Origin of the sequence: Hymenobacter sp. J193 (assembly GCF_024700075.1) — a bacterium.
Classification (GTDB): domain Bacteria; phylum Bacteroidota; class Bacteroidia; order Cytophagales; family Hymenobacteraceae; genus Hymenobacter.
In genome coordinates this window covers 4,755,888-4,779,005 of record NZ_JAJONE010000001.1, presented here as the reverse complement: position 1 = coordinate 4,779,005, position 23,118 = coordinate 4,755,888, and the positions used below count along the sequence as shown (strand labels likewise).

Genomic DNA, 23,118 nt, shown 5'->3' with positions numbered 1-23,118 from the left:
TGGCTTTTCCCGGCGCGTTTTTTCGGCTGCTCGCCCGCTGCACGCTTTCCCAAGCAACCCTCTCAGATGCCCAACTACAACGCGGTTACCAAACACATTACGCTGCCCGACGGGCGGCAGATTTCCATCGAAACCGGCAAGCTGGCCAAGTTTGCCGACGGCGCCGTAGTGGTGCGCCTCGGCGACGCCATGCTGCTGGCCACCGTCGTGTCGCAGCCCAGCTCGCGCGGCGACGTGGATTTCCTGCCCCTGTCGGTTGATTACCAGGAGAAATTCGGTGGCGCCGGCAACATTCCCGGCTCTTTCCAGCGCCGCGAAGGCCGCCTGTCCGACTACGAAATCCTGGTGTGCCGCATCGTAGACCGTATCCTGCGCCCGATGTTCCCCAAGGACTATCACTACGAGGTGCAGGTAATGATTACCCTGATTTCGGCCGATAAGACCGTGCAGCCCGACGCCCTGGCTGCCCTGGCCGCCTCGGCTGCTCTGTCTATTTCCGATATTCCCTTCGCCGGACCCATCTCGGAGGTTCGCGTGGCCCGCATCGACGGCAAGCTGCAGATCAACCCCCTCACCGCTGATATTGCCCGCGCCGACATCGACCTGATTGTAGGCGCTACGGCCGACTCAGTGGCCATGGTGGAAGGCGAGATGAACGAAGTAAGCGAAGAGGAAATGGTAGAAGCCATTGCCTTCGCCCACGAAGCCATCAAGGAGCAGGTGCGCGTGCAGCTGGAACTGGCGGCCGAAGTGGAGAAATCCCACACCAAGCGCGAATATCCCAAGTACGAGGAGAACGAAGACCTGAAAAAGCGCATTCAGGAAGGTGTGTATGAGCAGGCATATAAAGTCGCGCACTCGGGCAACCCCAGCAAAGCCGGCCGCAAGGAAGGTTTCGGTGCCATCAAGAAGTCGCTGACCGAGAAACTGCTGGAAGAGCAGCCCGAGCTGGACATGAAAATGTTCGGCCGCTACTACTCTTCGGCCGAGAAGAAGGCCATCCGCGACATGATGATTAAGGAGCGTACCCGCCTCGATGGTCGTCAGCTCACGGAAATCCGACCCATCTGGAGCGAAGTAAACTACCTGCCCGGTGCCCACGGCTCGGCCCTGTTCACCCGCGGCGAAACCCAGTCCCTGACTACGGTCGCCCTCGGCACCAAGCTCGATGAGCAGATCATCGACACGGCCATGACCTCGGGCTACAGCAAGTTCATGCTGCACTACAACTTCCCGGCCTTCTCGACCGGCGAGGTGAAGCCTAACCGCGGCCCTGGCCGCCGCGAAATCGGCCACGGCAACCTGGCCCAACGCTCCCTGAAGAAGGTAATGCCTTCCGACGACGAGAACCCCTACACCGTGCGCATTGTGTCGGACATCCTGGAGTCGAACGGCTCTTCGTCGATGGCTACAGTATGCGCTGGCTCGATGGCGCTGATGGACGCTGGCATTCCGGTGCGCGCTGCCGTTTCGGGCATTGCCATGGGCCTCGTGCAGGACAAGGAAACCGGCGAATATGCCGTGCTGTCCGATATCCTGGGCGATGAGGACCACCTCGGCGACATGGACTTCAAAGTAACCGGCACCGAGAAAGGTATCGTGGCTTGCCAGATGGATATCAAAATCCAGGGCCTGAGCGCCGAAATCATGACGGCCGCCCTGCACCAGGCCCGCGAAGGTCGCCTGCACATCCTGCGCGAAATGGCCAAGACCATTGCTGCGCCGGCTGCCGAGCTGAAGCCTCATACGCCCCGCTCGCACAAAATGCTCATCGACAAAGAGTTTATTGGTGCCATCATCGGGCCCGGCGGTAAAGTCATTCAGCAAATCCAGAAAGACACCAACGCCACGGTTATCATCGAGGAGAAAGAAGAGAAAGGCCACGTAAGCATCTACGCTTCCAACCAGGAAGATATGCAGGCCGCCATCGACCGGATCCGCGCCATTGCAGCCGTACCCGAGATTGGTGAAACCTACAAAGGCAAAGTGCGCAGCATCCAGCCCTACGGCGCCTTCGTGGAAATCATGCCGGGCAAAGATGGCTTGTTGCACATTTCCGAGGTAGCCCATGAGCGCCTGGCCACGCTGGAAGGCGTACTGGAAGTAGGGCAGGAGATTGACGTGAAACTGCTGGATATCGACAAGAAAACGGGCAAGTACCGTCTCTCGCGCAAAGTGCTGCTTGCCAAACCCGAGCGCACCGCCGACTCCAACGGCGCCGCTTAACTGCCGCCGGCCGAACTTTCGCGGGTACCAGGGTGTTGCACACAGTCAAGCCCGGTACCCGCGTTTGGGTACTTTCCGTATACCGGATCAACACGACGTCATCCGCATCAATAACTCAACTCTCTCGCGCCCGCAATGAGACAGCTAAAAATCAGCAAGCAGATCACCAACCGCGAAAGCCAGTCGCTGGATAAATACCTCCAGGAGATTGGCAAGGTGGATCTGCTAACCCCCGACGAGGAGGTAACGCTGGCGCAACGCATCAAAGAAGGTGACCAGCAAGCGCTGGAAAAACTCACCAAGGCCAACCTGCGCTTCGTGGTGTCGGTGGCCAAGCAGTACCAGAACCAGGGCCTGAGCCTGGGCGATTTGATCAACGAGGGCAACCTCGGTCTGATTAAAGCCGCCAAGCGCTTCGACGAAACCCGGGGCTTCAAGTTCATTTCCTACGCCGTTTGGTGGATTCGCCAGTCGATTCTGCAGGCTCTGGCCGAGCAGTCGCGCATCGTGCGTCTGCCCCTAAACCGGGTGGGCTCGCTCAATAAAATCAGCAAGTCTTTCTCGGAGTTGGAGCAGAAGTTTGAGCGCGAGCCTTCGCCCGAAGAAATTGCCGAAGTACTGGAGCTGACGACCTCGGAAGTGGTAGACACGCTCAAGATTTCGGGCCGCCACGTGTCGGTGGATGCTCCGTTTGTGCAGGGCGAGGAAAACCGTCTGCTCGACGTGCTCGAAAACGAGGACGAGGAAAGCCCCGACATGGGGCTGATGAACGACTCGCTCCGCAAGGAAGTGCAGCGCGCCCTGAGCACGCTCACCAAGCGCGAAGCCGACGTTATCACGCTCTACTTCGGCCTGAACGGGGAACACTCGCTCACGCTGGAGGAAATAGGGGAGAAGTTCAACCTTACCCGCGAGCGGGTGCGCCAGATCAAGGAAAAAGCTATTCGCCGCCTGCGTCATACCTCGCGCAGCAAAGCCCTTAAGCCCTACCTGGGGTAAGTTTTTCTACCCCTGTAACAAAAAACCCCGGCCTGATAGTTGGGGTTTTTTGTTGTAGTCAGGGGCAGCTTGGCGCCGCTCGGAACAAGCCCGTCGGTACTGTTACCTTTGCATTTCTCCCCTTCACGCTACACGCCGCCTGGCGCAGGCCCGGCGCTTCTTTCTCATGGAAAATACCACCCCGGAACACGTAAAGTGTCTGATTATCGGTTCGGGCCCAGCGGGCTATACCGCAGCCATTTATGCGGCCCGTGCCAACATGCAACCCGTGATGTACCAGGGGCTGCAGCCCGGCGGGCAGCTCACCATCACCAACGACGTAGAGAACTTTCCCGGCTACCCCGATGGCATCATGGGGCCAGAAATGATGGAAGACTTGAAAAAGCAGGCTGCCCGTTTCGGTACCGATATCCGCTACGGACTGGCTACCAGCGTTGACTTCTCAGGCCAGCCGCACCGCGTCACGATTGACGAGAAGATTGAGCTGACGGCCGATGCCGTGATTCTGGCTACCGGAGCCTCGGCCAAGTGGCTGGGCATTCCGTCGGAGCAGCGCCTGAACGGCTCGGGCGTATCGGCCTGCGCCGTGTGCGACGGGTTCTTTTACCGGGGCAAGGACGTGGCCATTGTGGGCGCCGGCGATACGGCCGCCGAGGAAGCCACTTACTTGGCCAACCTGTGCAACAAGGTGTACATGCTGGTGCGGAAAGGGGAGATGCGTGCGTCCCGCATCATGCAGAAGCGCGTGGAGGACAACCCCAAGATTGAAATCCTCTGGAATACGGTAACAGACGAAATCCTGGGTGAGCACGCCGTGGAAGGCGTGCGCGTGAAAAACGTGCTGACCCACGAAACCCGCGAAATTGCCATTCATGGTTTCTTCGTGGCCATCGGGCACGAGCCGAACTCCAAGATTTTCCAGCCCTACCTGCACCACGACGAGCAGGGCTACCTGAAGACTATTCCCGGCACCAGCAAAACCAACGTGGACGGCGTGTTTGCCTGCGGCGACGTGCAGGACTACACCTACCGCCAGGCCGTGACGGCCGCCGGCACCGGCTGCATGGCCGCCCTGGACGCGGAGCGCTACCTGGCTGCCAAGGACCTGCACTAAGCGTAGCTTCTAGCCGTTAGCGGTTGGCTGTTAGCTTTGCCGGATGAAAAATGGCTCAGAGCAAACCATTAGGGGTTGATAGGAATTGTCTTGCCCGGAAAAAGGCTGGCTCGTTGCTATTAGCTCATAGCTCAATCTTTAAATCCTGTTGCATTTGCCGACTAAAGTAATTTCCTGGCTCGGGCTGCTTGTGTGCCTGCTGCTGCTCGTGGCCCGCCCCGAAGAGGCGCAGGCCCAGCGCCGCCGCACCACGCAGCCCCGTGCCAAGGGCAGCTCCTCCGGGAAGCGCAAGGACTTCTTCAAGTTCAAGTCGCCCACCATTCGCTACGTGCGCCCCGACACCACCGTGCTCATCAAGACCGAAGATCTGCCCGATGATGATTCGGAGGCATCGAAGTCTATTTACTTTAATCCGGCCAAGAAGCTGTCCATCGTGAGCGAGGACACGACTACGCTGGACGAGGGTGAGCAGCAGATTGTGGAAGTGTCGGATGAGGTGCTGATTGATTCTTCCTGGATTAAGGTGGCCGGCTACTATGCCATCTGGGACACGCGCAACATCAACCCCTATCGGGTAGATGGCCGCCGTATCAAGGACACGCTGAACCTGCGGCTGGTGGAGCCCGAAAAGCAGCGCTTCAGCAAAATGCCCCTGACGGAAACGCCCCTGACGTCCGACTTCGGCTTCCGGGGCTACCGCTGGCACTACGGCGTGGATCTGGACCTGGAAACCGGCGACTCGGTGAAGGCCGTATTCGACGGGGTGGTGCGCATTGTGAAGTGGGACGGCTCGGGCTACGGCAACTACATCCTGGTGCGCCACTACAACGGCGTGGAAACCCTCTACGGCCATCTGCAGAAGTCCCTGGTCACGCCGGGCACCTTTGTGAAGGCCGGGCAGCTGATTGGGCGCGGGGGCAGCACTGGCCGCAGCACCGGCTCGCACCTGCACTTTGAGGTGCGCTACGAGGGCAACCCCATCGACCCGGAGCAGATGTATAACTTCCCCGACTACAAGCTGCGCGGCGACAATTTCCAGATTACCTCGGCCCTGTTCAATTACTACAACAAGGCCCTACGGGCCCGCGCCGCCGCCAAGCGGCACGCGCCCGTAGCGGCCCGCCGTACCGTCACGCACCGCATCCGCTCCGGCGACACGGTGTCGGGCATTGCTCAGAAGTACGGCGTGTCGCAGGCCCAGATTCGCCGCCTTAACAGCGGCCTCGGCACCCTGCGCATTGGCCGCACCATTCGAATAAAATAGAGCCCTGGGGACTTAGGGCCTTGGTTTCCGTGCAACGACGTCAGTAGGGACTTGGGGACTTAGGACCTTAGTTGATATTCCTGAAAGCAATGTTTCGTTGAACATCAACCAAGCCCCCAAGACCCTAAGCCCCCAAGACCCAACTTCCCACCCAATGAAACTCGATATACTGGTACTGGCCTCGCACCCCGACGACGCCGAGCTGTGCTGCGGAGGCACTATTGCGGCCGCGGTTGCGCAAGGCAAAAAGGTAGGCATCGTGGACCTCACGCGCGGGGAGCTGGGTACCCGCGGCTCGGCCGCTACCCGGGCCCAGGAAGCCGCCGACGCGGCCCTCGTGCTCGGTATTCAGGCCCGCGAAAACCTGGGCCTGCCCGACGGGTTTTTCCGCAACGACCGGGAACACCAGTTGCCCATCGTGGCCGCCGTGCGCCGCTACCAGCCCGATATCGTGCTCTGCAACGCCGTGCACGACCGACACCCCGACCATGGCCGGGGCTCCCAGCTGGCCTCCGACGCCTGCTTTCTGGCCGGCCTGAAGATGATTGAAACCCTCGGCGACGACGGCCAGCCCCAGGAAGCCTGGCGCCCGAAGCAGGTGTACCACTTCATCCAGGACCGCTATATCAAGCCCGATTTCGTAGTGGATATTTCCGCGCACTGGCAAACGAAGCGTGACTCGGTGGCCGCCTATGCCTCCCAGTTCAACGTAGCCGCCGACGGGCAGCCGCACACCCATATTTCTTCCCCGGAGTTCTGGCACTTCATGGAAGGCCGGGCCCGCGAGTTCGGCCACGCCGTGGGCGTGGAGTTTGGCGAAGGCTTCACCGTGGAGCGCCCCATCGGCGTTCGGGATATAACGCAGTTATTTTAGCCTACGTACCCACTTGCACACTGGCAGCCCGGCCCCAGGTCGGGCTGCTGGTATTTTAGGGGTTACCAGTAGGAGTGTGCAAGCACCCCCTGGATTCACTGCCATGCGCCTGCAATCGGTCTGGGTAGCGGGCGGCTTAAGCAACTTCATTATCTCAGCCACACCAGGTACTTAGTAGTAAAGCAGGGGTTTCGGCTGCGCACTGGAGAGGAATACTGACTCAACGCTGCCAAGTGGGGTATATTTAAAAGTCTGATAGAAACAGTATGAAATGAGTTTCCAAAGGCCTATGGGCGATTTATAATCAAACTAAAAGTCTGATTTTTAGACAAACTGAACTGGTGGAGTGCTTATCGATGCGCTATTTCGGGCATCCTCTTCGGGAAACGGCCCCAACGGGCTACCGGCCGAGGAGAAGCTGTCTGATAATCGTCTCACGTGTTTTCTACCTCTATGAAACCTGCTGCTCGCTTGCCATTCCTCTTAAAACTGGCATTTTCTGCGTTTTTGCTGATCATGGTGCCCGTGTACTGGTTCAACTACGGCCCCACCAACTTCCTGTATTTCTGCGACGTGTCGCTGCTGCTGTGTCTGATTAGTATCTGGACGGAGCGCCGCTTGCTTGCCTCGATGGCGGCCGTGGGGATACTGCTGCCCCAGGTACTGTGGTGCATCGATTTTGTGGGGGAGCTCACGGGGCACCACCTGCTGGGCATGACGTCGTACATGTTCGATGCCAACCGCTCGTTGTTTTTGCGCGGCCTCTCGTTTTTTCACGGCTGGCTGCCCTTTCTGCTGGTGTTCTTGGTGAAGCGTCTGGGCTACGACCGGCGCGCCCTGCCCGCCTGGACGCTGCTGGCCTGGGCCCTGTGCCTGATAGCTTACTTCTGGCTGCCGCCAGCCGGAGCCGCGGTGCCCGACCCCAAGATTCCCGTCAATATCAACTACGTGTTCGGTTTTGATGATGCTCACCCCCAAACGTGGCTGCCCGCGCCGCTTTACCTGGTAGGCTGGATGCTGACGCTATTAGTGGTGGTTTACTTACCTACGCACTGGGCGCTGCGCCGCTGGCTGACCTCACCGCCTGCGGTGCTTGTCAACGGGTACCGGTAATGTCGTTTGTATAGGAGCAAGCGTCATCACTTTACCACTCACTAACTACTTACCTTAGGCTTAAAATTACGCGCCTCATGTTTTCCGTAACCCGGTTTATGTCGTCGTCTATACCTGCTGCAGAGTCAGAATCAACCCATCCAGCTGCTGTTCCCAACCCCGGCCGCCGTCAGCGTCTGGTAGGGACGGCCGCTACCACCGCCACCCAGCTGCTGCCCCTGCTCAAGCTCCTAGATGCCATCCAGCCCCAGGTGTGCAGCGACTCGGTGTTTCATCTGCGGCGCCTGAAAATCCAGGCCCACTTTGCGGAGGTGCGCCAGGAAATCCGGGCTGAGCGGCCCCGGCGGCAGAAGCTGCAATTTGCCTTTCAAGCCCTCTCGGAGCTGGTGCGCGAAGAAGCCCGCGACCTCAGCCGCGACGAGCTGCAGCAAGCCGCCAAGGAAGTAGTGCTGGCCACCCTCAAAAACGCCCCAGCCTTGATTAACGCCGCCCACCAGGCGCGGCTGCTAGCGTGATGATTTGTTCACTGTGTTACGGAAAATCTGTTAAAGTATTTTGAAAATTTCCTGCTTTTTTGTGTGGTATTAACTTGAATGAATATGTCTAGCGGCTACGAGATAATATGTCGAAGATTTTCGCTTTGTATGATTATAATAATTATTGCAATTAGTGGATGCACTAGGGTTGTTCATTGTGCTAATTTTATGTATCGTAATAATTATAATAAAGTTGTTGTGCCTATGAATAATATGATTACTGCTTCTCGCAATAGTGTAGTTATAGACTCGCTAGCTGCTGTGAGAAAAATTATTAACAAGGTTAAAAACGATAATAAAAATATTAGAATCGTTTTGTATTACAACGGTTCTATGCATAGTGAGTTCAGATTAGTCAATTTTGTAGCACATAGAATCAGGGATAAGATAATTGAAGAAGGGTTTCATGAATCGAAAATATCCTGCGATGTAAAATGGTATCAACCCGAATCAATTGTTGATAGATATACTTTTAGAAAAATGGATTTTATAATTTATTAGGTGTAAACCAATGAAAACGCCCGACCAATCAGTCGGGCGTTTTTCTGTTTTCTCAAAAACTATTCCCTTAACGCACGCCCAGCCGGTTCTGCTTCCAGGCCGAGGCGGTAGCAACCGGAGCATCGGCAGGGGCGGGAGTGGCGTTGGGTTTCTTTTCCGCGAGCAGCATGGCCGTGAGCACGGCGGCGAGCTTGGCGGTGGTTTCGTCGGGGGCAGCGGGCTGAAGGCTCTCGGGGGTGAAGTGGTCCTTGATGAAGTTCGTGTCGAAGTTGCCGCTCACGAAGGCCGGGTGCTGGAGCACGTAGCGGCCAAAGTCCAGCGTGGTTTGGATGCCCGTAATCTGGTACTCGTCGATGGCACGCAGCATCCGGGCAATGGCCTCCTCGCGGGTAGCCCCGAAGGTAACGAGCTTGGCAATCATAGGGTCGTAGTGAATCGGAATTTCCATGCCCTGCTCAAAGCCGTCATCCACGCGTACGCCGGGGCCCTGAGGGCGCACGTAGGTCGTGAGCGTACCGATGTCGGGCAGGAAGTTGTTCTGCGGGTCCTCGGCGTACACGCGCAGCTCCAGGGCGTGCCCATTGATGCTAAGGTCTTCCTGGCGGAAGGCGAGGGGCAGGCCCTGGGCCACCTTGATCTGCTCCTTCACCAGGTCAAGGCCGGTAATCTGCTCCGTGACGGGGTGCTCCACCTGCAGGCGGGTATTCATCTCCAGGAAGTAGAAGTTGCGCTGGTCGTCGAGCAGGAACTCCACGGTGCCGGCGCCGGTGTAGTTGCAGGCCCGGGCCACATCCACGGCGCAGCGGCCCATTTCGGCGCGCAGCTCGGGCGTGAGTACCGCCGACGGGGCTTCCTCAATTACCTTCTGGTGGCGGCGCTGGATGCTGCACTCGCGCTCAAACAAGTGCACGATGTTGCCGTGCTCGTCGCCCAGCACCTGAATTTCGATGTGGCGCGGCCCGGTTACAAACTTCTCGATGAACACCGAGCCGTCGCCGAAGGCTGAGGTAGCCTCGTTGATGGCCAGCTGCATCTGCTCCTCAAACTCACTTTCGGCGTTGACGATGCGCATACCCTTGCCGCCGCCCCCGGCCGAGGCCTTGATCAGGATGGGGAAGCCCACCGTGGCGGCAATACGCTTGGCTTCCTCCACGTCCGAAATGGCTTCGTCGGTGCCCGGCACCAGCGGAATGTTGTAGGCTTTCACGGCCTGCTTGGCCGAGAGCTTATCGCCCATCACGTTCATGGCCTCCGGCGAAGGACCCACGAAGATGATACCAGCTTCCTTCACCATGCGGGCAAACTCGGCGTTTTCGCTCAGGAAGCCGTAGCCCGGGTGAATAGCGTCGACGCCCAGCTGGCGGCAGACCTCCAGAATCTTGTCGCCGCGCAGGTAGCTGTCTTTGCTGGCGGGCGGGCCCACGCACACGGCCTCATCGGCGTAGCGCACGTGCAGGGCGTTGCGGTCGGCCTCGGAGTAGATGGCCACGGTCTGCAGGCCCATTTCTTTGGCCGAGCGCAGCACGCGCAACGCAATTTCGCCGCGGTTGGCCACGAGCAGCTTGGTAATTTTCTTCATGTATCGTTGTCAGTTGTCGGTTTCTCGTTGTCAGAAGTGCCAGTATCTAGGGTGGGTATCGACCTGACAACTGACAACGTAGAACTGACAACTACGGACAAAGAAACGCCATTCCAACGGCACCTTCAACCCCGCCGGGCAAAATCCCGGAAGGTTGGAAGCCTGCCGGGCAACGGTTACCTTTGCGGATTGCCATAACTTTGCACATTCCCCGGCGGTTGGGGTTTCGGTCGTAGCCGCTCGTTTTCGTTTCACATTCAACCCGTTCCTTCGTGGATCTATTTGAGAAGATTGCCGCCAACCGCGGCCCGCTGGGCAGCCACTCGCACTACGCGCACGGCTATTTTACCTTCCCCAAGCTGGAAGGCGAGATTAAGCCCCGCATGATTTTCCGCGGCAAAGAGGTGCTCACCTGGAGCCTGAACAACTACCTGGGCCTGGCCAACCACCCTGAGGTGCGCAAAGCCGACGCCGACGCGGCTGCCGAGTACGGCATGGCCCTGCCCATGGGCGCCCGCATGATGAGCGGCAACTCCAACCTGCACGAGCAGCTGGAAAGCGAGCTGGCTGAGTTTGTGATGAAGCCCGACTGCATGCTCCTCAACTTCGGCTACCAGGGCGTGGTGAGCATCATCGACGCTATGGTAAACCGCCACGACGTGATTGTGTACGACGCCGAGTCGCACGCCTGCATCATCGATGGCGTACGCCTGCACGCGGGCAAGCGCTTCGTGTACGTGCACAACGACATGCAGAGCCTGGAAAAGCAGCTGGAGCGCGCCCAGCGCATCATCGATGAAACCGGCGGCGGCATTCTGGTGATTACCGAGGGCGTATTCGGCATGTCGGGCAACCAGGGCAACCTGCGCGGCGTGGTGGCGCTGAAGGAAAAATACCAGTTCCGTTTGTTTGTAGATGATGCCCACGGCTTCGGTACACAGGGCACCACGGGTGCCGGCACGGGCGAAGAACAGGGCGTACAGGACGGTATCGACCTTTATTTTTCGACGTTTGCCAAGTCCATGGCCAGCATTGGCGCCTTCGTAGCGGGCCCCGAGAACGTAATTGAATATTTGCGCTACAACATGCGCAGCCAGATTTTCGCCAAAAGCCTGCCCATGCCGCTCGTAGTGGGGGCTTTGAAGCGCCTGGAGCTGCTGCGCACCCGCCCCGAGCTCAAAGAAAACCTCTGGACCATCGTACGGGCCCTGCAAAGCGGCCTGCGCGAAAAGGGCTTCAACATCGGTACTACCACTTCGTGCGTGACGCCGGTGCTGTTAAGCGCACAAATAACCGATGCGGCCCAGATTACCTTCGATCTGCGTGAGAATCACGGTATTTTCTGCTCTATCGTGGTGTATCCGGTGGTTCCTAAGGGCGTTATTATGCTGCGCCTTATCCCCACCGCCTCGCATAGCTTAGATGACGTAGCCGTGACCATAAAGGCCTTCGAGGCCGTGCAGGACAAGCTTTCCAAAGGGCTGTATTCGAAAGCCGAAATTCCGGCGGGTCTGCAGGACTAACCTGAACGTTATTACGTGCAAAGCCGGCCGCTACCCAGCGGTCGGCTTTTGTGTTTTGTATTATTCTGCTATCCGTGACAGTAGTTGAGTTGATTGCAATGCGTAATTTACCCGCAAAAACGGCCCTATATGGCTCCTAATGGGGTTTAATAAAAAAAGTTGACAACTTGCTTGTATTTGAAATCCCTGTATATTAGGGCCGATTAACCACTTTCTCCACACCCACTAACCCCCTCTCCAATGAGCAATTTTGGCCAACTGAAAGACCTCGTGATGTCCCTGGAAGGCGACTTCGAGAAGTTCTACGACAAGGGCAACTCGGCCGCCGGTACCCGCGTGCGCAAAGGCATGCAGGAGCTGAAGAACATGGCACAAACCATCCGCACCGAGGTACAGAACGCTAAGAACACCGCTGCTGCTCCCGCTGCTGGTGCTGCCAAAGCGGCTCCCGCTGCTAAAAAGGCCGCTCCCGCCGCCAAGAAAGCTGCTCCTGCTAAGAAGAAGTAGTCGGAACCACGGATTCGCGCGGATTTATCGTTTTCGCGGATTTTGTGGACGATTAAAAAAGGGCTTGCCAGAAGGCAAGCCCTTTTGTTTTCTGCTTCAGGCGGAACGGTGCCGGCTACAAAAGCCGTGCAAACCGATAAATCCGCGCGAAACCGAGTCTGACGTAGCCAATCCGGGGTTTAGACGAGCTTGATGAGGAAGTAGTTCTTTTTGCCTTTCTGGGCGACGAAGTACTTATCCAGCAGCAGCGGTATATCCAGGGCTACTTGCTCGGGCTGCACTTTCACGCGGTTCAGGCTCACGCCGCCGCTTTGCATCATTTTGCGCGCCTCGCCGCGGGAAGAAAAGATGGCGCCGTTGGTGGCGTCGCTCAGCAGGTTCACCACGTTCATTTCCGACAGCAGCGCGTGCGAAACCTCCAGACGGGGCACGCCGGCAAACACATCCAGCAGCGTGGCTTCATCAAGGCTGCTTAGCTCGCCGCCACCGAAGAGTACCTCCGAAGCCGACAGGGCCCCGTTAAACGCCGCCTCGCCGTGCACGCGGATGGTTACGTCTTTGGCCAGGGCCTTCTGCAGCACCCGCAGGTGCGGGGCCCGGGCGTGCTCGGCTTCCAGGGCTTCAATTTCCTCCTGACTCAGCAGCGTAAACACCCGGATCAGGCGCAGTGCGTCGGCGTCTTCGGCCCGCAGGAAGAACTGGTAGAACTGGTAGGGGGAGGTCATGGAGGCATCAAGCCACACGGTGCCGGTTTCGCTCTTGCCGTACTTGGTGCCATCGGCCTTGGTGATGAGCTGGCCGGTGAGGGCGTAGGCTTTGCCCTCGCCGCCACTCATGCGCCGGATCAGCTCCGTGCCGGTGGTGATGTTGCCCCACTGGTCGGAGGCGCCCATTTGTAGGGTGGTGCCAAGTTCCTTATAGAGGTGAAAGAAGTCGTAGCCCTGCAGCAGCTGGTAGCTGAACTCGGTGTAGCTCAGGCCCTCGGCGCCGGAGTCCTCATTGCCGCTGATGCGGCGCTTTACCGAGTCCTTGGCCATCATGTAGTTCACCGTCAGGTGCTTGCCTACTTCGCGCAGGAACTGCAGAAAGCCAAACTCCTTGAACCAGTCGTAGTTGTTGACCACGCGGGCGCCGGTGGGCGAGTCGTCGAACACCAGAAACTTTTCCAGCTGCGCCCGGATGCCGGCCTGGTTGCGGCGCAGGGCCTCCTCATCCAGCAGGTTCCGCTCGGCCGACTTGCCCGATGGGTCGCCAATCATGCCGGTAGCGCCGCCTACCAGCGCCAGGGGGCGGTGGCCGGCGCGCTGCAGGTGCACCAGCAGCATGATGGTGGCCAGGTTGCCGATGTGCAGGGAAGGCGCCGTGGGGTCGAAGCCGATGTAGCCGGTGATGGGCGCGTTCTTCAGCAGGTGCTCCTCGGTGCCGGGCATCATGTCGTGAAACATGCCCCGCCAGCGCAGTTCGTCTATTAAGTTCAAGGGTGAAGTGGTGAAGTTGTGAAGTTGTGAGCCGGGTAGTAGTCAAGGACACGACCAACTCACGCAAGTAAGAAGCGCAAAGGTAGAAAGGCCCGTGGTACATTTGCAGCCCAAGCGGAAGCAGCAGCGGAATAGCGCCGCGGGACCTTCACAACCTCACCACTTCACCACTTCACCCTTGACGCTCACGCCCGACGAAATCCTGAAGCAGCTCCAGCAGCGGCAGTTTGCGCCCGTGTATTTCCTGCAGGGGGAGGAGCCGTATTACATTGATCTGGTGGCTGACCTGCTGGAAAAAACCGTGCTGCCGGAGCACGAGAAAGGCTTCAACCAAGTTGTCATCTACGGCAAGGATACCGACGTGACGGGCATTCTGGGCCAGGCCAAGCGCTTCCCCATGATGGCCGAGCGTTCCGTCGTGCTTGTGAAGGAAGCCCAGGCCGTGGCCGATCTGGAAGCCGAAAAGTCGTGGCCGTTTCTGGAGGCGTATCTGAAGAACCCGCTGCAAAGTACCGTGCTGGTGTTCTGCTACAAGCACAAAACCCTGGATGCGCGCCGCAAGCTGGGCAAGCTGCTGACCGGCGATAAAAAGGAGCCCGCGCCGGCCGGCACGGTGCTCATGACCAGCAAAAAGCTCTACGACAACCAGGTGGCGCCCTGGCTAAGCCAGTACGTGCGCTCCAAAAACCAGCAGATTACGCCCCAGGCCACCGTCATGCTCTCCGAGTACATCGGAGCCGAGCTGGGCCGCCTCACGAATGAGGTCGACAAGATGCTGCTCAACCTGCTGCCCGGCCAGGCCATCGACGAGGACCTGGTGCAGCGGATGGTGGGCATCAGCAAGGAGTACAACATCTTCGAGCTGCAGAGCGCCCTGGTGCGCCGCGACGTGCTCAAGGCTAACCGCATCCTGCTGTACTTCGAAGCCAACCCCAAAAACAACCCGCTCATCCCCAACCTCACGCTGCTGTTCAACTTCTTCTCCCGCCTGCTGGCGCTGCACCAGAGCCCCAACCCCTCGGAGGCCGACTGGCTGAAGATGGGCTTGCGCTTCCCAATTCAGCGTAAGGATTACCAGACCGGCCTGAAGGTGTTCGACTTCCACCGCACCCGCGACATCGTGCACCTTATCCGCCGCGCCGACGCCCAAAGCAAAGGCATCGACTCGGGCTCCATGACCGACGGGGAAATCCTGCGCGAGTTGATCTGGCTGATCCTGCACCCGGTGCCGCTGCACGCGGTGTTGGGGGAGTAGCCCCGCCCATTTCCCCGGCGCTTTCTATGGATTCGTTTCCCGCTTTGCAGCCCCGCCTGCTGGAAGCCCCCGCCCGGCAGTTGCTGGGCTGCAGTCTGGCTATGTCGCGGGCCGAAGACCAAACAGCCCTGCTCTGGCGCACCTTTATGCCGCGTCGGCGGGAAATTACCTCGCCCGCCAGCTCCGACCTGTTTTCGGTGACGCAGTACCCGCCCGGCTATTTCGCGGGGTATCATGCCTACGCTAGGTTCCGCAAATGGGCCGCCGTAGCCGTGGACGGCGACGCGCCCGTGCCGCGGGGCCTGGATGCCTTAACCGTGCCAGCGGGCCTGTACGCGGTGTTCGATTACTGCGGGTCGAGCCTGGATACGCGGGTGTTTCAGTATATCCTGCTGGAGTGGCTGCCAGCCTCCGGATTTGTCCTCGACGACCGGCCTCACCTGGAAATCCTGGGCCCCGGCTACCGCAACGCCGACCCTGCGTCCGAGGAAGAAATCTGGCTACCCGTGCGGCCCCGGCCGGTGGGCAACTGAGCGTTGTCCCCTATGCCGTAGGGGCGGGGCTTGCCCCCGCCCGTTGGTCGTTGCCCGACAAATACCGGGTTCGTTTAACGTAGGGCGGGGCAAACCCCGCGCCCTACAGCGTTTTCGTAATTTTCCTTACAAGGAGTGTAATCGTGTTGACTGGTAAACTAAAAGAAAAATTTCCTCGTTAACTGGAAAAATTTCCCTAAGTTCGATCCGTCGAAACCAAACTACCATGGCCATTACTGCAACTCAACCCAAACTCACCGAAATGCCGGCGGCCTTACGCAAGAAGTGGGCGGCCTGGGGCCGCGCCGGGCAGGATTCCTTTGCTCTGGTGATGGAGGCCCGCAAGGGTGTGCCCGCCGCCACGGCCTTCGAGGTGGGCGAGGCCTTTCATTTGCAGGCCAATGAGTTGGAGGCCATCTACGAGCTGTCGACCAAGACGCTACGCACCTACTCCCAGGAAAAAAAGCCCCTGAGCCCTGCCAGCAGCGAAAAGACGCTGAAAATCATCAGCCTCTACAACCTGGGCGTAGAAGTTTTCGGCGAGGCTGGCGCCTTTCTGCGCTGGCTCGATAAGCCCGCCCACGGCCTCGACGGCGAGGTGCCCCTGAAGCTGCTGGAAACCAGCGGCGGCATCGACCTGGTGAGCGAGGAGCTGGCCCGCATAGCCTACGGCGACCTGTCGTAGCCCATGCTGGTTTACCGCATCTGCCTGGCCAAGTACGCCGACGACCTGTTTGCCTCGGGCTACCGGGCGCGCTGGAATTTCAAGGACCAGTTCGTTATCTACACCGCCGCCAGCCGGGCCCTGGCCTGCCTCGAAAACGTGGTGCACCGCAGCGGCGAAGGCCTCAACGACCAGTTCCGCGTGCTCGTCATAGAGGTGCCGGATGAGTTGCTGGTCGAAGAAATACCGCTGGCCGAGCTGCCGCCGGAGTGGGAGCGTGCCAGCCGCTACGCCCTGTGCCAGCCTCTCGGCGACGCCTGGTACCGCCGCCGCTCCTCGGCCGTGTTGCGCGTGCCCTCGTCCATCGTGCCTCAGGAGTTCAACTACGTCCTGCACAGCCGCCACCCTGACTTTAAGCGCATCCAGATTATGGCCCGGGAGGAGTTTCGGTTCGATTCGCGGATTAAGGCTGGGGAGGTGCTATAAGATTCAGTTATACTAGTGGTTGATTAACAGTTAATACGGTCCTAAAATATACGCCAAATGCGCATATCTGGCTTTACTTTGTTACTCATAAGCCTGTTAGCTTGTAAGGACAACGCGGATAAACGAACTGCCCAACCCGCCGAAGAGCCAACATCTCAATCGAATCAGGCGTCCGGCCGCTGCTCGCGGGCAGTAAATGATGCAGGCGAGGATTACCGAAAAGGCAACTATACATTTCACTCACTGGAATTTTTACCCACTGAGAACAGCTATCTAGATGTACTACAACAGCGGTATCACATTCACTGGCAGTTTGTGGCCGATATGGTGGCTGGTGGGTATTATAGCTGCTATGATTCGGCTATGGTGATATTGCTAAAGCAGAAGTACGGCCATGCTTTCCTGAAGAAAGCGCATCAACAGGCCGACAGCTTAGACGAAACGGGTACTTGGAATGGCGGTGCTCACTTTGCGGGTGGCGACGAGAAGATGCAGCAGTTTCTTTATCAACAAGTCAACTGGGAGAAAGCACCACCAATTAAGAGCGGCAGCAGCAGGGTTTTTATTTCCTTCCAGATAGACTCAACGGGTTTGCTCCGGGAAGTAAAAGTCAATCGGGGAATTGCGGACGCATATGACAAAGAGGCCCTGCGAGTAGTGCAGCACATGCCTCGTTGGACTCCTGCGTATCGGCAAGGGCATCCAAACGCTACTGCGTGGGTAATGCCAGTAGATTTCAGTGAAGAGCGTTTTCGAAAATATAAACGGTAATAGCAGCCAAATTCAACCGCATGCGCGTCCTCGACATCATTCAGATCAGCCCCCAGGAAGTATTCATCGTGGGGTACCCGGACGGGCCGGTGGTGCCAGGGCCGTGGGAGTTGCGGCTGAATGGCGAAACCGTAGCGGTACTCGAAGCTACCGGCGAGGCCCAGCTGGAAGCCCAGACCAAAGGCAAGCTGGCCCTGCCCCGGGCTGTGGTGTGCCGCGGGCAGGTAGAGCGCAAACGCTTCGACTTCACCCGGGACGAGGTAACACTTGAGCCGGCCAGCTGAAGCCGTCCCGGTTTCAGGGCCGCCGCAGAAACGTCAGCACGGCCTCGTTGAAGGGCCCCGGTACTTCCTGGGGCGCGTAGTGCGTGGCCCCGGGGAAAATGCGCAGCTGGCCCTGGGGCAGGCTGCGGGCCAGGGCGCGGGTATGCTTTTCCAGCACCAGGTCTTTCTCTCCGGCCATGACGAGCACCGGCACTTTCACGGCCGCCATAGCCTGAAAGGAAAGCTGCGGCTCCTGCAGCAGCAACCTAATCAGCCGCGCCCGGTGGGGCTGCCCGGCTTCGGGGTGTTGCTCGGCTTCGCGGAGCTGGCGGCGGAGCAAGGCCAGGAAATCGGGTTCGATGGCCTCGGCCGTGGGAAACAGGTTGGCGCCCATAACGGCCAAGCGCCGGATGCGGGCGGGGTAGGCCAAAGCCAGCTTCAGAGCCGTGTTGCCCCCGTCGCTCCAGCCCAGCACGTCCACCTGAGGCAGGTGCAGGGAGTCGAGCAGCTGATGTACATCTTCGGCAAACAGGTCGTAGGTGAGGGGGGCGGTGGTGTGGTCCGGGCTGCGGCCGTGGGCGCGGGTATCCACCGCAATAACCTCAAAGTGCCGGGCCAGCTCGCTTATCTGCTTTTGGAAAGCCGCTATGGATTGGCCGTTGCCGTGCAGCAGCAAAAGCGGGGTGCCCTGCCCGTACCGCTCGTAGTAAAGCTGCCCGCCCGACACTGCTACTGTATGACCAGTGGTGGCGTTGCTGCCGTAGTGTTCAGGGTTATCCAGCTCAGCCAGCACCGGGCCCTGCAGCTGCTGCAGGTAGCGCAGGGAGTCGGGCAGCACGTAGTCGGCCGGGGCGGGCTGGGCGGCTTGGTCGGTTTTGGCGGGGCGGTACACGTCGGCGGTGAGGTAGAGACTAAGGTAGCCGGGCTTGGTTTCCTGCCATTGGGCCTGGCTTTTGTCGCGGGTGAGGATGCTGTGGCCGGGCTGGGGCACGGCGGCAATACCAAAGGCTTTGGCCTGGCCTTCGGCCGCTTCGCTGTGCAGCCATTGCACCGTCACGGCCACTTCGCGGTGGCCCCGCAGGTAGAGCTGGTAGGGCTCCAAATCAACTTTCACCCAGCCGCGCGGCTGCTGCACGGTAAAGCGCACGTCCTGGGTGAGCAGGGGCTGGTCGGGCAGGTTGTTTTTCACAGAGTACAGGTTCAGCCGAAACGTGACGCTCCTGAACCGGTTGAAAGCCACCAGCAGGTTGAAGTCGCGCAGGTGGCAGTCCGCAGCTAGGGGCACGATGGTGCCTTGCTCTTTGGCCAGCTCGTCGCTCACCAGGCCGGGCTCGGTGTAGAGGCGGGACGTCATGAAGGTGGAGCCGGCCATGCGCCCGAACGTTTGCACTCGCTGCTTGCCGGCCCGCACCGTCACGGCCGCCAGCTGTCGGGCCAGGGGTGCCAGCCGCACCACCGCTGTAGCCGCCTGCAAGGCGCTCAGCGGCAAGTCCGCCGTTTGGTACCCCACGCACGATACCAGCACCCGCGGCGCCCGGGCCGCCACCGAATCGGACACGCGAAACTGGAAGCGCCCTTCGGCATCGGCCACGGTACCCAGCGCCTGCCGGGGCACGCCCACGGACGCAAAAGGCACCGGGGCGTTGGTTTGCCCGTCGAGCACGGCGCCGCGCAGCAGGGTGGTTTGGGCACTCGTGTGCAAAGCCAGCAGCAGCCCGGCCAGCACCAGCGGTAAGCGAAGAAACATCAGGAAGAATAGGGGAGAGAACAGCCCAAGGAGGCAAGGCGGGCGGCAAAGGTTGCCAGAGAAGGGCAATTTATGCTTATGCGGTAGGGTGCGAAGCTTGTTCCCGCCCGTTGTTGACCGATGACCAAGGGTACGGTTGAACACTGACGGCCGAGTGGCGCGGTCGGCGGGCGAGGGCAAACCCCGCACCCTACCCTAATACCGCTCCTCTTTCCGCACCGAGCTTATACTCGTCGCGAAGTGAGCTGCGCATGGGGGTAGAGACGCGACCCTTCGCGTCTCGTCGTTGCACGAAGGGAAACGCGCCGGATACTCAACGTCAGCAACCGAAGGTCAGCGGAGCTAACGACGAGACGCAACCTAGTTGCGTCGCTGCACGCCCTGGTATTTTTCGGACGGCACTTCGTGATGGGTATAGAAGGAAGGCTGTTTCCGGTGTGTACCCGGTGTCCGGCCGGGCCGTGGGCGCTAGCCTGGCGGGAAGTTTTTTTCCAGAAAAGCAAACACCAGGTCAAAATGCTTCAGGGGCTCGGCGTGGCTGCCGACGAGGGCGTGGTGCTCGTGGGGAAAACGATGCTGCCGCAGGCGCTCCATCAGCTTGGCGCACATTGGCGCACTGGGACTGATTTCGTCGGCCGTGGCCGAGAGCAGCAGGACGGCCCCTTTGATGTTTTCTACCCGGATAGCTGCTTTTTTCTCCGCCGCCGTATCCTGCAGCATCGCCGTGAAAGCCCCCCGCAAATCCCGCTTCATTAGGTAAGGCACTGCGGCTTCGTTTACCGGCACAAAGGGCAACTCCCGACCCTGGTACGTCCACAGGGAGGTGCTGAAGTGCGCGGTGTGGCCCGGAAACACCACGTGGCTGGGCACCAGCGCAATTACGCAGTCGATGTCGGGGTAATAACTGCCCAGCAGCAGGGCCAGGTCGCCGCCCCGGGAACCGCCGATAAGCGCAATTCGGTGGGCGGCGACGGCCGGATTTTTCGTTGCGGCTTTGATGGCCTGGTATACGGCTTCGACCGCAATTTTATTGAGCGTATCTGGCGTGCCGGGGGCCCCAAAATACCCGATGGCCAGAAAGGCGTATCCCTTGGCCAGCAACTGGTTCCGGGTGGTGGCCCAATGGCTGCTGGCCCAGGCGTTGCCGCCTTCCGAACCACCGAGGCCCACCACCAGGGGCTGGTGGCGGCCGCTGCCCAGGTAGAGCTGGCTTTCGACGTGGGGCGTGTGAAGGCGGACCTGGGCGCGCACGGTAGCCGCCAGGCACAGGTGAAGCAGGAGCAGGACAAGGAGTTTCATAGGAGCTGGTTTGGTTTCTGCAAAGTTGAGAACCGCGGCAGCCCCGGCATTTGACCTACATCAAATAAGGTGTCAGCTTCTGGCCCGGATGCGGCTCAGCGTTTCCTGGGTGATGCCGAGGTAAGAGGCCACCATGCTCAGCGGGATGCGGTGGTGGAGGCCGGCGTAGGCCTGGCAGAAATGGGTGTATTTCTCGGCGGCCGTGGTGAAGCGCAGCGAGGTGATGCGCTCAATTAAATGCCCGAACAGGCTGCCCATCGACAAGCGGGCGTATCGTTCCATTTCCGGGTAGTGGTCGAATAAATACAGCAGGTCGGCCACTTTTAAGCGGTAGGCTTCGGTGTCTTCCAGGGCATCAATGGAATAAATGTCGAGCTGCTGTTGCATGAAGCTGCGGGGCGAGTTCACCCACTCTTCTTCGGCGCAGAAGTACTCGCTGATTTCCTTGCCGTCTTTCAGGTAATAGGTGCGCAGCAGCCCTTGCCGGATGAAAAAGCTTTCCTTGCACACCCGGCCCATGTCGTGCACCGTGGCGCCCTTCCGAAAGTGAACGACGGCGACCTTATCCACCAAATCGGCCTGCAGGGCCGGGCTTAAGCGGATGTAGTAGCTGAAATGGCTGAGCAGCGTGTTGTCAGAAGGGGAGCGTTCCGGCTCTGGCATGGGCATGGATGGGGCCGGTGAGGCGGCTGGGCCGCAAAGTAGGCCCCGGCGCACGGGGCAGCAAATCAAATGGGTCAGGACTTGCGCACTCGGCCGTCGCTCGGCTATGCGGAGTGGCTCCTACGATTGAGGGGCTATGCCCCGCCCGCCGTCCGCGCCGCGTGGCCCGAGTGGCGCGGACGGCGGCGAGGCATAGCCCCGCACCCTATCCTAATACCGCTCCTCTTTCCGAACCGAGCTTAACTCAATCAGGTATTCGCAGGCTTTACGGAAGCCATCCGTCTCATCGGGGCTATGGCGAAAAACTACGTGGTAGCCGCTGGCCTGGTGGGCTTCCAGCAGCCAGTAGGCTCCGTCGAGTACCTCGTTTATTTCACAAGAAGCCAGGTTTTGGAAGCGGCACCGCGCGAGAAGCACCTGAAAGTGCTGCCATTGCTCAAGGGACACTGACAGGCTGGTTTCCTCTTGCCTGACTTGGATAGGCGGTTTTTTGCTCTCAGCTAGAAAATTTTGAAATTCGACGTCGGCCAACAGCTGCTCCTGCTGCTTGCGCACCTGTTCCTTGCTTTGCGGAGCGGTAAAATCAATAGCGCTAATGGTAGGCGCAGGCATGGCAGATTTAGTAAGCAATTGAGTATGCAAAACAGCTTTGCCCTGACGAAGCCGCAGAGTGAGTAAAACCGGCCGATGAAAAGAGCGTAGCCACGTAAAACGGTAGATAGGGGCGCCCAAATAGTAGTTAGAAAGTACTGGGGCCTGGAAGAAAGTTAACGTGTGGGAGGCAAAGCGCAACTCACCAGTGCAACTTTCCAGCGGTTCACCTGAAGCCTGTACTTCCACAGATTCTCCTGCTGGTCTACTAGCAGTCAGCGAGTCCGCAGCCGGGAAGTAGAACGTGGTGGAATCCCGCGGGTACCCCTGGGCGTCCGAAATAGCCGGGTTTTGCGGATAAGGGCCAGTTGAAGCAGCAGGAGCAGAGCAGCCGAAAGCCAGGCTCGTCAGCAGGCCTGGAAAGAGTAAACGCGGGAATAGCATACGAGAAGCGGAAATAGAAAAAAGCCAAACCCTAACGCACCAACGCCCGCAAGGTATACACCAAGCACCCGCATTTGACGTTAGTAACACCCAAAAGCCGCCAAGGCCGCAACCCAACGGCATTTTTAACTACTTTTGGCCGTATCCGCCCTCTCGTGGGGCTGTTTCCCGTAACGCCGAGCAATGAAGTTATTTCCCCGGATTGCCCTGGCCGCGGCCCTGGGCGCCACGGCTCCTCTCGCCGCCCAGGCCCAGCAGACGCAGGTGTTTGCCAACGATGAACGGTTTTTTCAGGAAGGGCTGGAGCTCTTCGACCGCGCCAAGTACGGGGCGGCCCAGCAGGCGTTTCAGCAGTACCTGGAGCTCACCCAGCGCCGTACCGGCGACCTGCAGGACCGCACCACCGACGCCGAGTACTACTACGCCGTGGCGGGCCTGTACCTGCAGCACCCCGACGCCGAAGGGCGCATCCTGGCCTTCGCGGCCCATAACCCGGCCCACCCCAAGGCCGCCGTGGCGTTTTTTGAGCTGGGCAAGTCCTACTTTGACCGGAAAAGCTACCCCAAGGCCATTGAGTACCTGCAGCGCGTGGCCCCCGACAACCTCTCGGCCGAGCAGCGCGCCGAGTCGGAGTTCAAGCTCGGCTACAGCTACTTTGCCCAGAAGGATTTCGACAAGGCCCGTCTGC

21 protein-coding genes and 1 pseudogene are annotated in these 23,118 nt (G+C 59.4%); 16 read left to right on the top strand and 6 right to left on the bottom strand.

Going from position 1 to position 23,118, the window contains the following annotated elements; genetic code table 11:
* The first annotated feature begins 66 nt into the window (after positions 1-66).
* The 8 genes from pnp to LRS06_RS20935 all read left to right on the top strand — a co-directional run bounded on the left by pnp (position 67) and on the right by LRS06_RS20935 (position 8,627).
* Entirely contained in the window at positions 67-2,226 is a 2,160-nt protein-coding gene (pnp, locus tag LRS06_RS20970; protein WP_257873312.1) for a polyribonucleotide nucleotidyltransferase, read from the top strand.
* Between the two features lie 135 nt (positions 2,227-2,361).
* Entirely contained in the window at positions 2,362-3,225 is an 864-nt protein-coding gene (locus tag LRS06_RS20965; RefSeq protein ID WP_044513580.1) for an RNA polymerase sigma factor RpoD/SigA, read from the top strand.
* Between the two features lie 166 nt (positions 3,226-3,391).
* Complete coding sequence (gene trxB / locus LRS06_RS20960) at positions 3,392-4,339, top strand: thioredoxin-disulfide reductase (protein ID WP_196955703.1); 948 nt, start codon at positions 3,392-3,394, stop codon at positions 4,337-4,339.
* Positions 4,340-4,493: 154 nt separating this feature from the next.
* Complete coding sequence (locus tag LRS06_RS20955; RefSeq protein WP_257873311.1) at positions 4,494-5,603, top strand: M23 family metallopeptidase; 1,110 nt, start codon at positions 4,494-4,496, stop codon at positions 5,601-5,603.
* 154 nt (positions 5,604-5,757) lie between these two features.
* Positions 5,758-6,477 carry a bacillithiol biosynthesis deacetylase BshB1 gene (bshB1, locus tag LRS06_RS20950; protein ID WP_257873310.1) on the top strand — a complete coding sequence of 240 codons (720 nt, stop codon included), beginning with the start codon at positions 5,758-5,760 and terminating at the stop codon, positions 6,475-6,477.
* A 453-nt stretch (positions 6,478-6,930) separates the two neighbouring features.
* Positions 6,931-7,590, top strand: coding sequence for a membrane-associated protein (locus LRS06_RS20945; RefSeq protein WP_257873309.1), 660 nt, complete (start codon positions 6,931-6,933; stop codon positions 7,588-7,590).
* Positions 7,591-7,667: 77 nt separating this feature from the next.
* A complete protein-coding gene (locus LRS06_RS20940) occupies positions 7,668-8,105 on the top strand; it encodes a hypothetical protein (RefSeq protein WP_257873308.1) in 438 nt (145 codons plus the stop codon).
* Positions 8,106-8,189: 84 nt separating this feature from the next.
* A complete protein-coding gene (locus LRS06_RS20935) occupies positions 8,190-8,627 on the top strand; it encodes a hypothetical protein (protein ID WP_257873307.1) in 438 nt (145 codons plus the stop codon).
* Positions 8,628-8,694: 67 nt separating this feature from the next.
* Here the strand turns inward: LRS06_RS20935 and accC are convergent, their stop codons facing one another.
* The gene (gene accC, locus LRS06_RS20930; RefSeq protein ID WP_257873306.1) at positions 8,695-10,206 is read right to left on the bottom strand and encodes an acetyl-CoA carboxylase biotin carboxylase subunit; all 1,512 of its coding nucleotides are present in this window, start codon (positions 10,204-10,206) and stop codon (positions 8,695-8,697) included.
* A gap of 272 nt (positions 10,207-10,478) precedes the next feature.
* On the opposite strand from accC, the gene LRS06_RS20925 reads away from it, so the two are divergent.
* Together LRS06_RS20925 and LRS06_RS25470 are read left to right on the top strand one after the other, a co-directional pair.
* A complete protein-coding gene (locus tag LRS06_RS20925; RefSeq protein WP_257873305.1) occupies positions 10,479-11,729 on the top strand; it encodes an aminotransferase class I/II-fold pyridoxal phosphate-dependent enzyme in 1,251 nt (416 codons plus the stop codon).
* Positions 11,730-11,969: 240 nt separating this feature from the next.
* Positions 11,970-12,140, top strand: a pseudogene (locus LRS06_RS25470) (histone H1); the annotation flags it as partial.
* A gap of 275 nt (positions 12,141-12,415) precedes the next feature.
* Here LRS06_RS25470 and tyrS read toward each other — a convergent pair.
* Positions 12,416-13,714, bottom strand: a complete 1,299-nt coding sequence (gene tyrS, locus LRS06_RS20915) for a tyrosine--tRNA ligase (RefSeq protein ID WP_257873304.1) — start codon at positions 13,712-13,714, stop codon at positions 12,416-12,418.
* A 178-nt stretch (positions 13,715-13,892) separates the two neighbouring features.
* On the opposite strand from tyrS, the gene holA reads away from it, so the two are divergent.
* The 6 genes from holA to LRS06_RS20885 all read left to right on the top strand — a co-directional run bounded on the left by holA (position 13,893) and on the right by LRS06_RS20885 (position 17,707).
* Positions 13,893-14,969: a DNA polymerase III subunit delta gene (gene holA, locus LRS06_RS20910; RefSeq protein ID WP_257873303.1), complete on the top strand. Its 1,077-nt coding sequence runs from the start codon at positions 13,893-13,895 to the stop codon at positions 14,967-14,969.
* A gap of 26 nt (positions 14,970-14,995) precedes the next feature.
* Entirely contained in the window at positions 14,996-15,502 is a 507-nt protein-coding gene (locus LRS06_RS20905) for a GyrI-like domain-containing protein (RefSeq protein WP_257873302.1), read from the top strand.
* Positions 15,503-15,728: 226 nt separating this feature from the next.
* Complete coding sequence (locus LRS06_RS20900) at positions 15,729-16,187, top strand: MbcA/ParS/Xre antitoxin family protein (protein WP_257873301.1); 459 nt, start codon at positions 15,729-15,731, stop codon at positions 16,185-16,187.
* A 3-nt stretch (positions 16,188-16,190) separates the two neighbouring features.
* On the top strand, positions 16,191-16,652 hold the full coding sequence (locus LRS06_RS20895; RefSeq protein WP_257873300.1) for an RES family NAD+ phosphorylase: 462 nt from the start codon (positions 16,191-16,193) through the stop codon (positions 16,650-16,652).
* Positions 16,653-16,709: 57 nt separating this feature from the next.
* Positions 16,710-17,423, top strand: a complete 714-nt coding sequence (locus tag LRS06_RS20890; RefSeq protein ID WP_257873299.1) for an energy transducer TonB — start codon at positions 16,710-16,712, stop codon at positions 17,421-17,423.
* A 20-nt stretch (positions 17,424-17,443) separates the two neighbouring features.
* Positions 17,444-17,707, top strand: coding sequence for a hypothetical protein (locus LRS06_RS20885; protein ID WP_257873298.1), 264 nt, complete (start codon positions 17,444-17,446; stop codon positions 17,705-17,707).
* 13 nt (positions 17,708-17,720) lie between these two features.
* On the opposite strand, the gene LRS06_RS20880 is transcribed toward LRS06_RS20885, so the two are convergent.
* From LRS06_RS20880 to LRS06_RS20865, 4 genes are all read right to left on the bottom strand, one after another.
* The gene (locus tag LRS06_RS20880; RefSeq protein ID WP_257873297.1) at positions 17,721-19,433 is read right to left on the bottom strand and encodes an alpha/beta fold hydrolase; all 1,713 of its coding nucleotides are present in this window, start codon (positions 19,431-19,433) and stop codon (positions 17,721-17,723) included.
* Positions 19,434-19,901: 468 nt separating this feature from the next.
* On the bottom strand, positions 19,902-20,732 hold the full coding sequence (locus tag LRS06_RS20875; RefSeq protein WP_257873296.1) for an acyl-CoA thioester hydrolase/BAAT C-terminal domain-containing protein: 831 nt from the start codon (positions 20,730-20,732) through the stop codon (positions 19,902-19,904).
* Between the two features lie 72 nt (positions 20,733-20,804).
* On the bottom strand, positions 20,805-21,401 hold the full coding sequence (locus LRS06_RS20870; RefSeq protein ID WP_257873295.1) for a Crp/Fnr family transcriptional regulator: 597 nt from the start codon (positions 21,399-21,401) through the stop codon (positions 20,805-20,807).
* Between the two features lie 204 nt (positions 21,402-21,605).
* The gene (locus tag LRS06_RS20865; protein WP_257873294.1) at positions 21,606-22,430 is read right to left on the bottom strand and encodes a hypothetical protein; all 825 of its coding nucleotides are present in this window, start codon (positions 22,428-22,430) and stop codon (positions 21,606-21,608) included.
* Positions 22,431-23,118 lie beyond the last annotated feature (688 nt).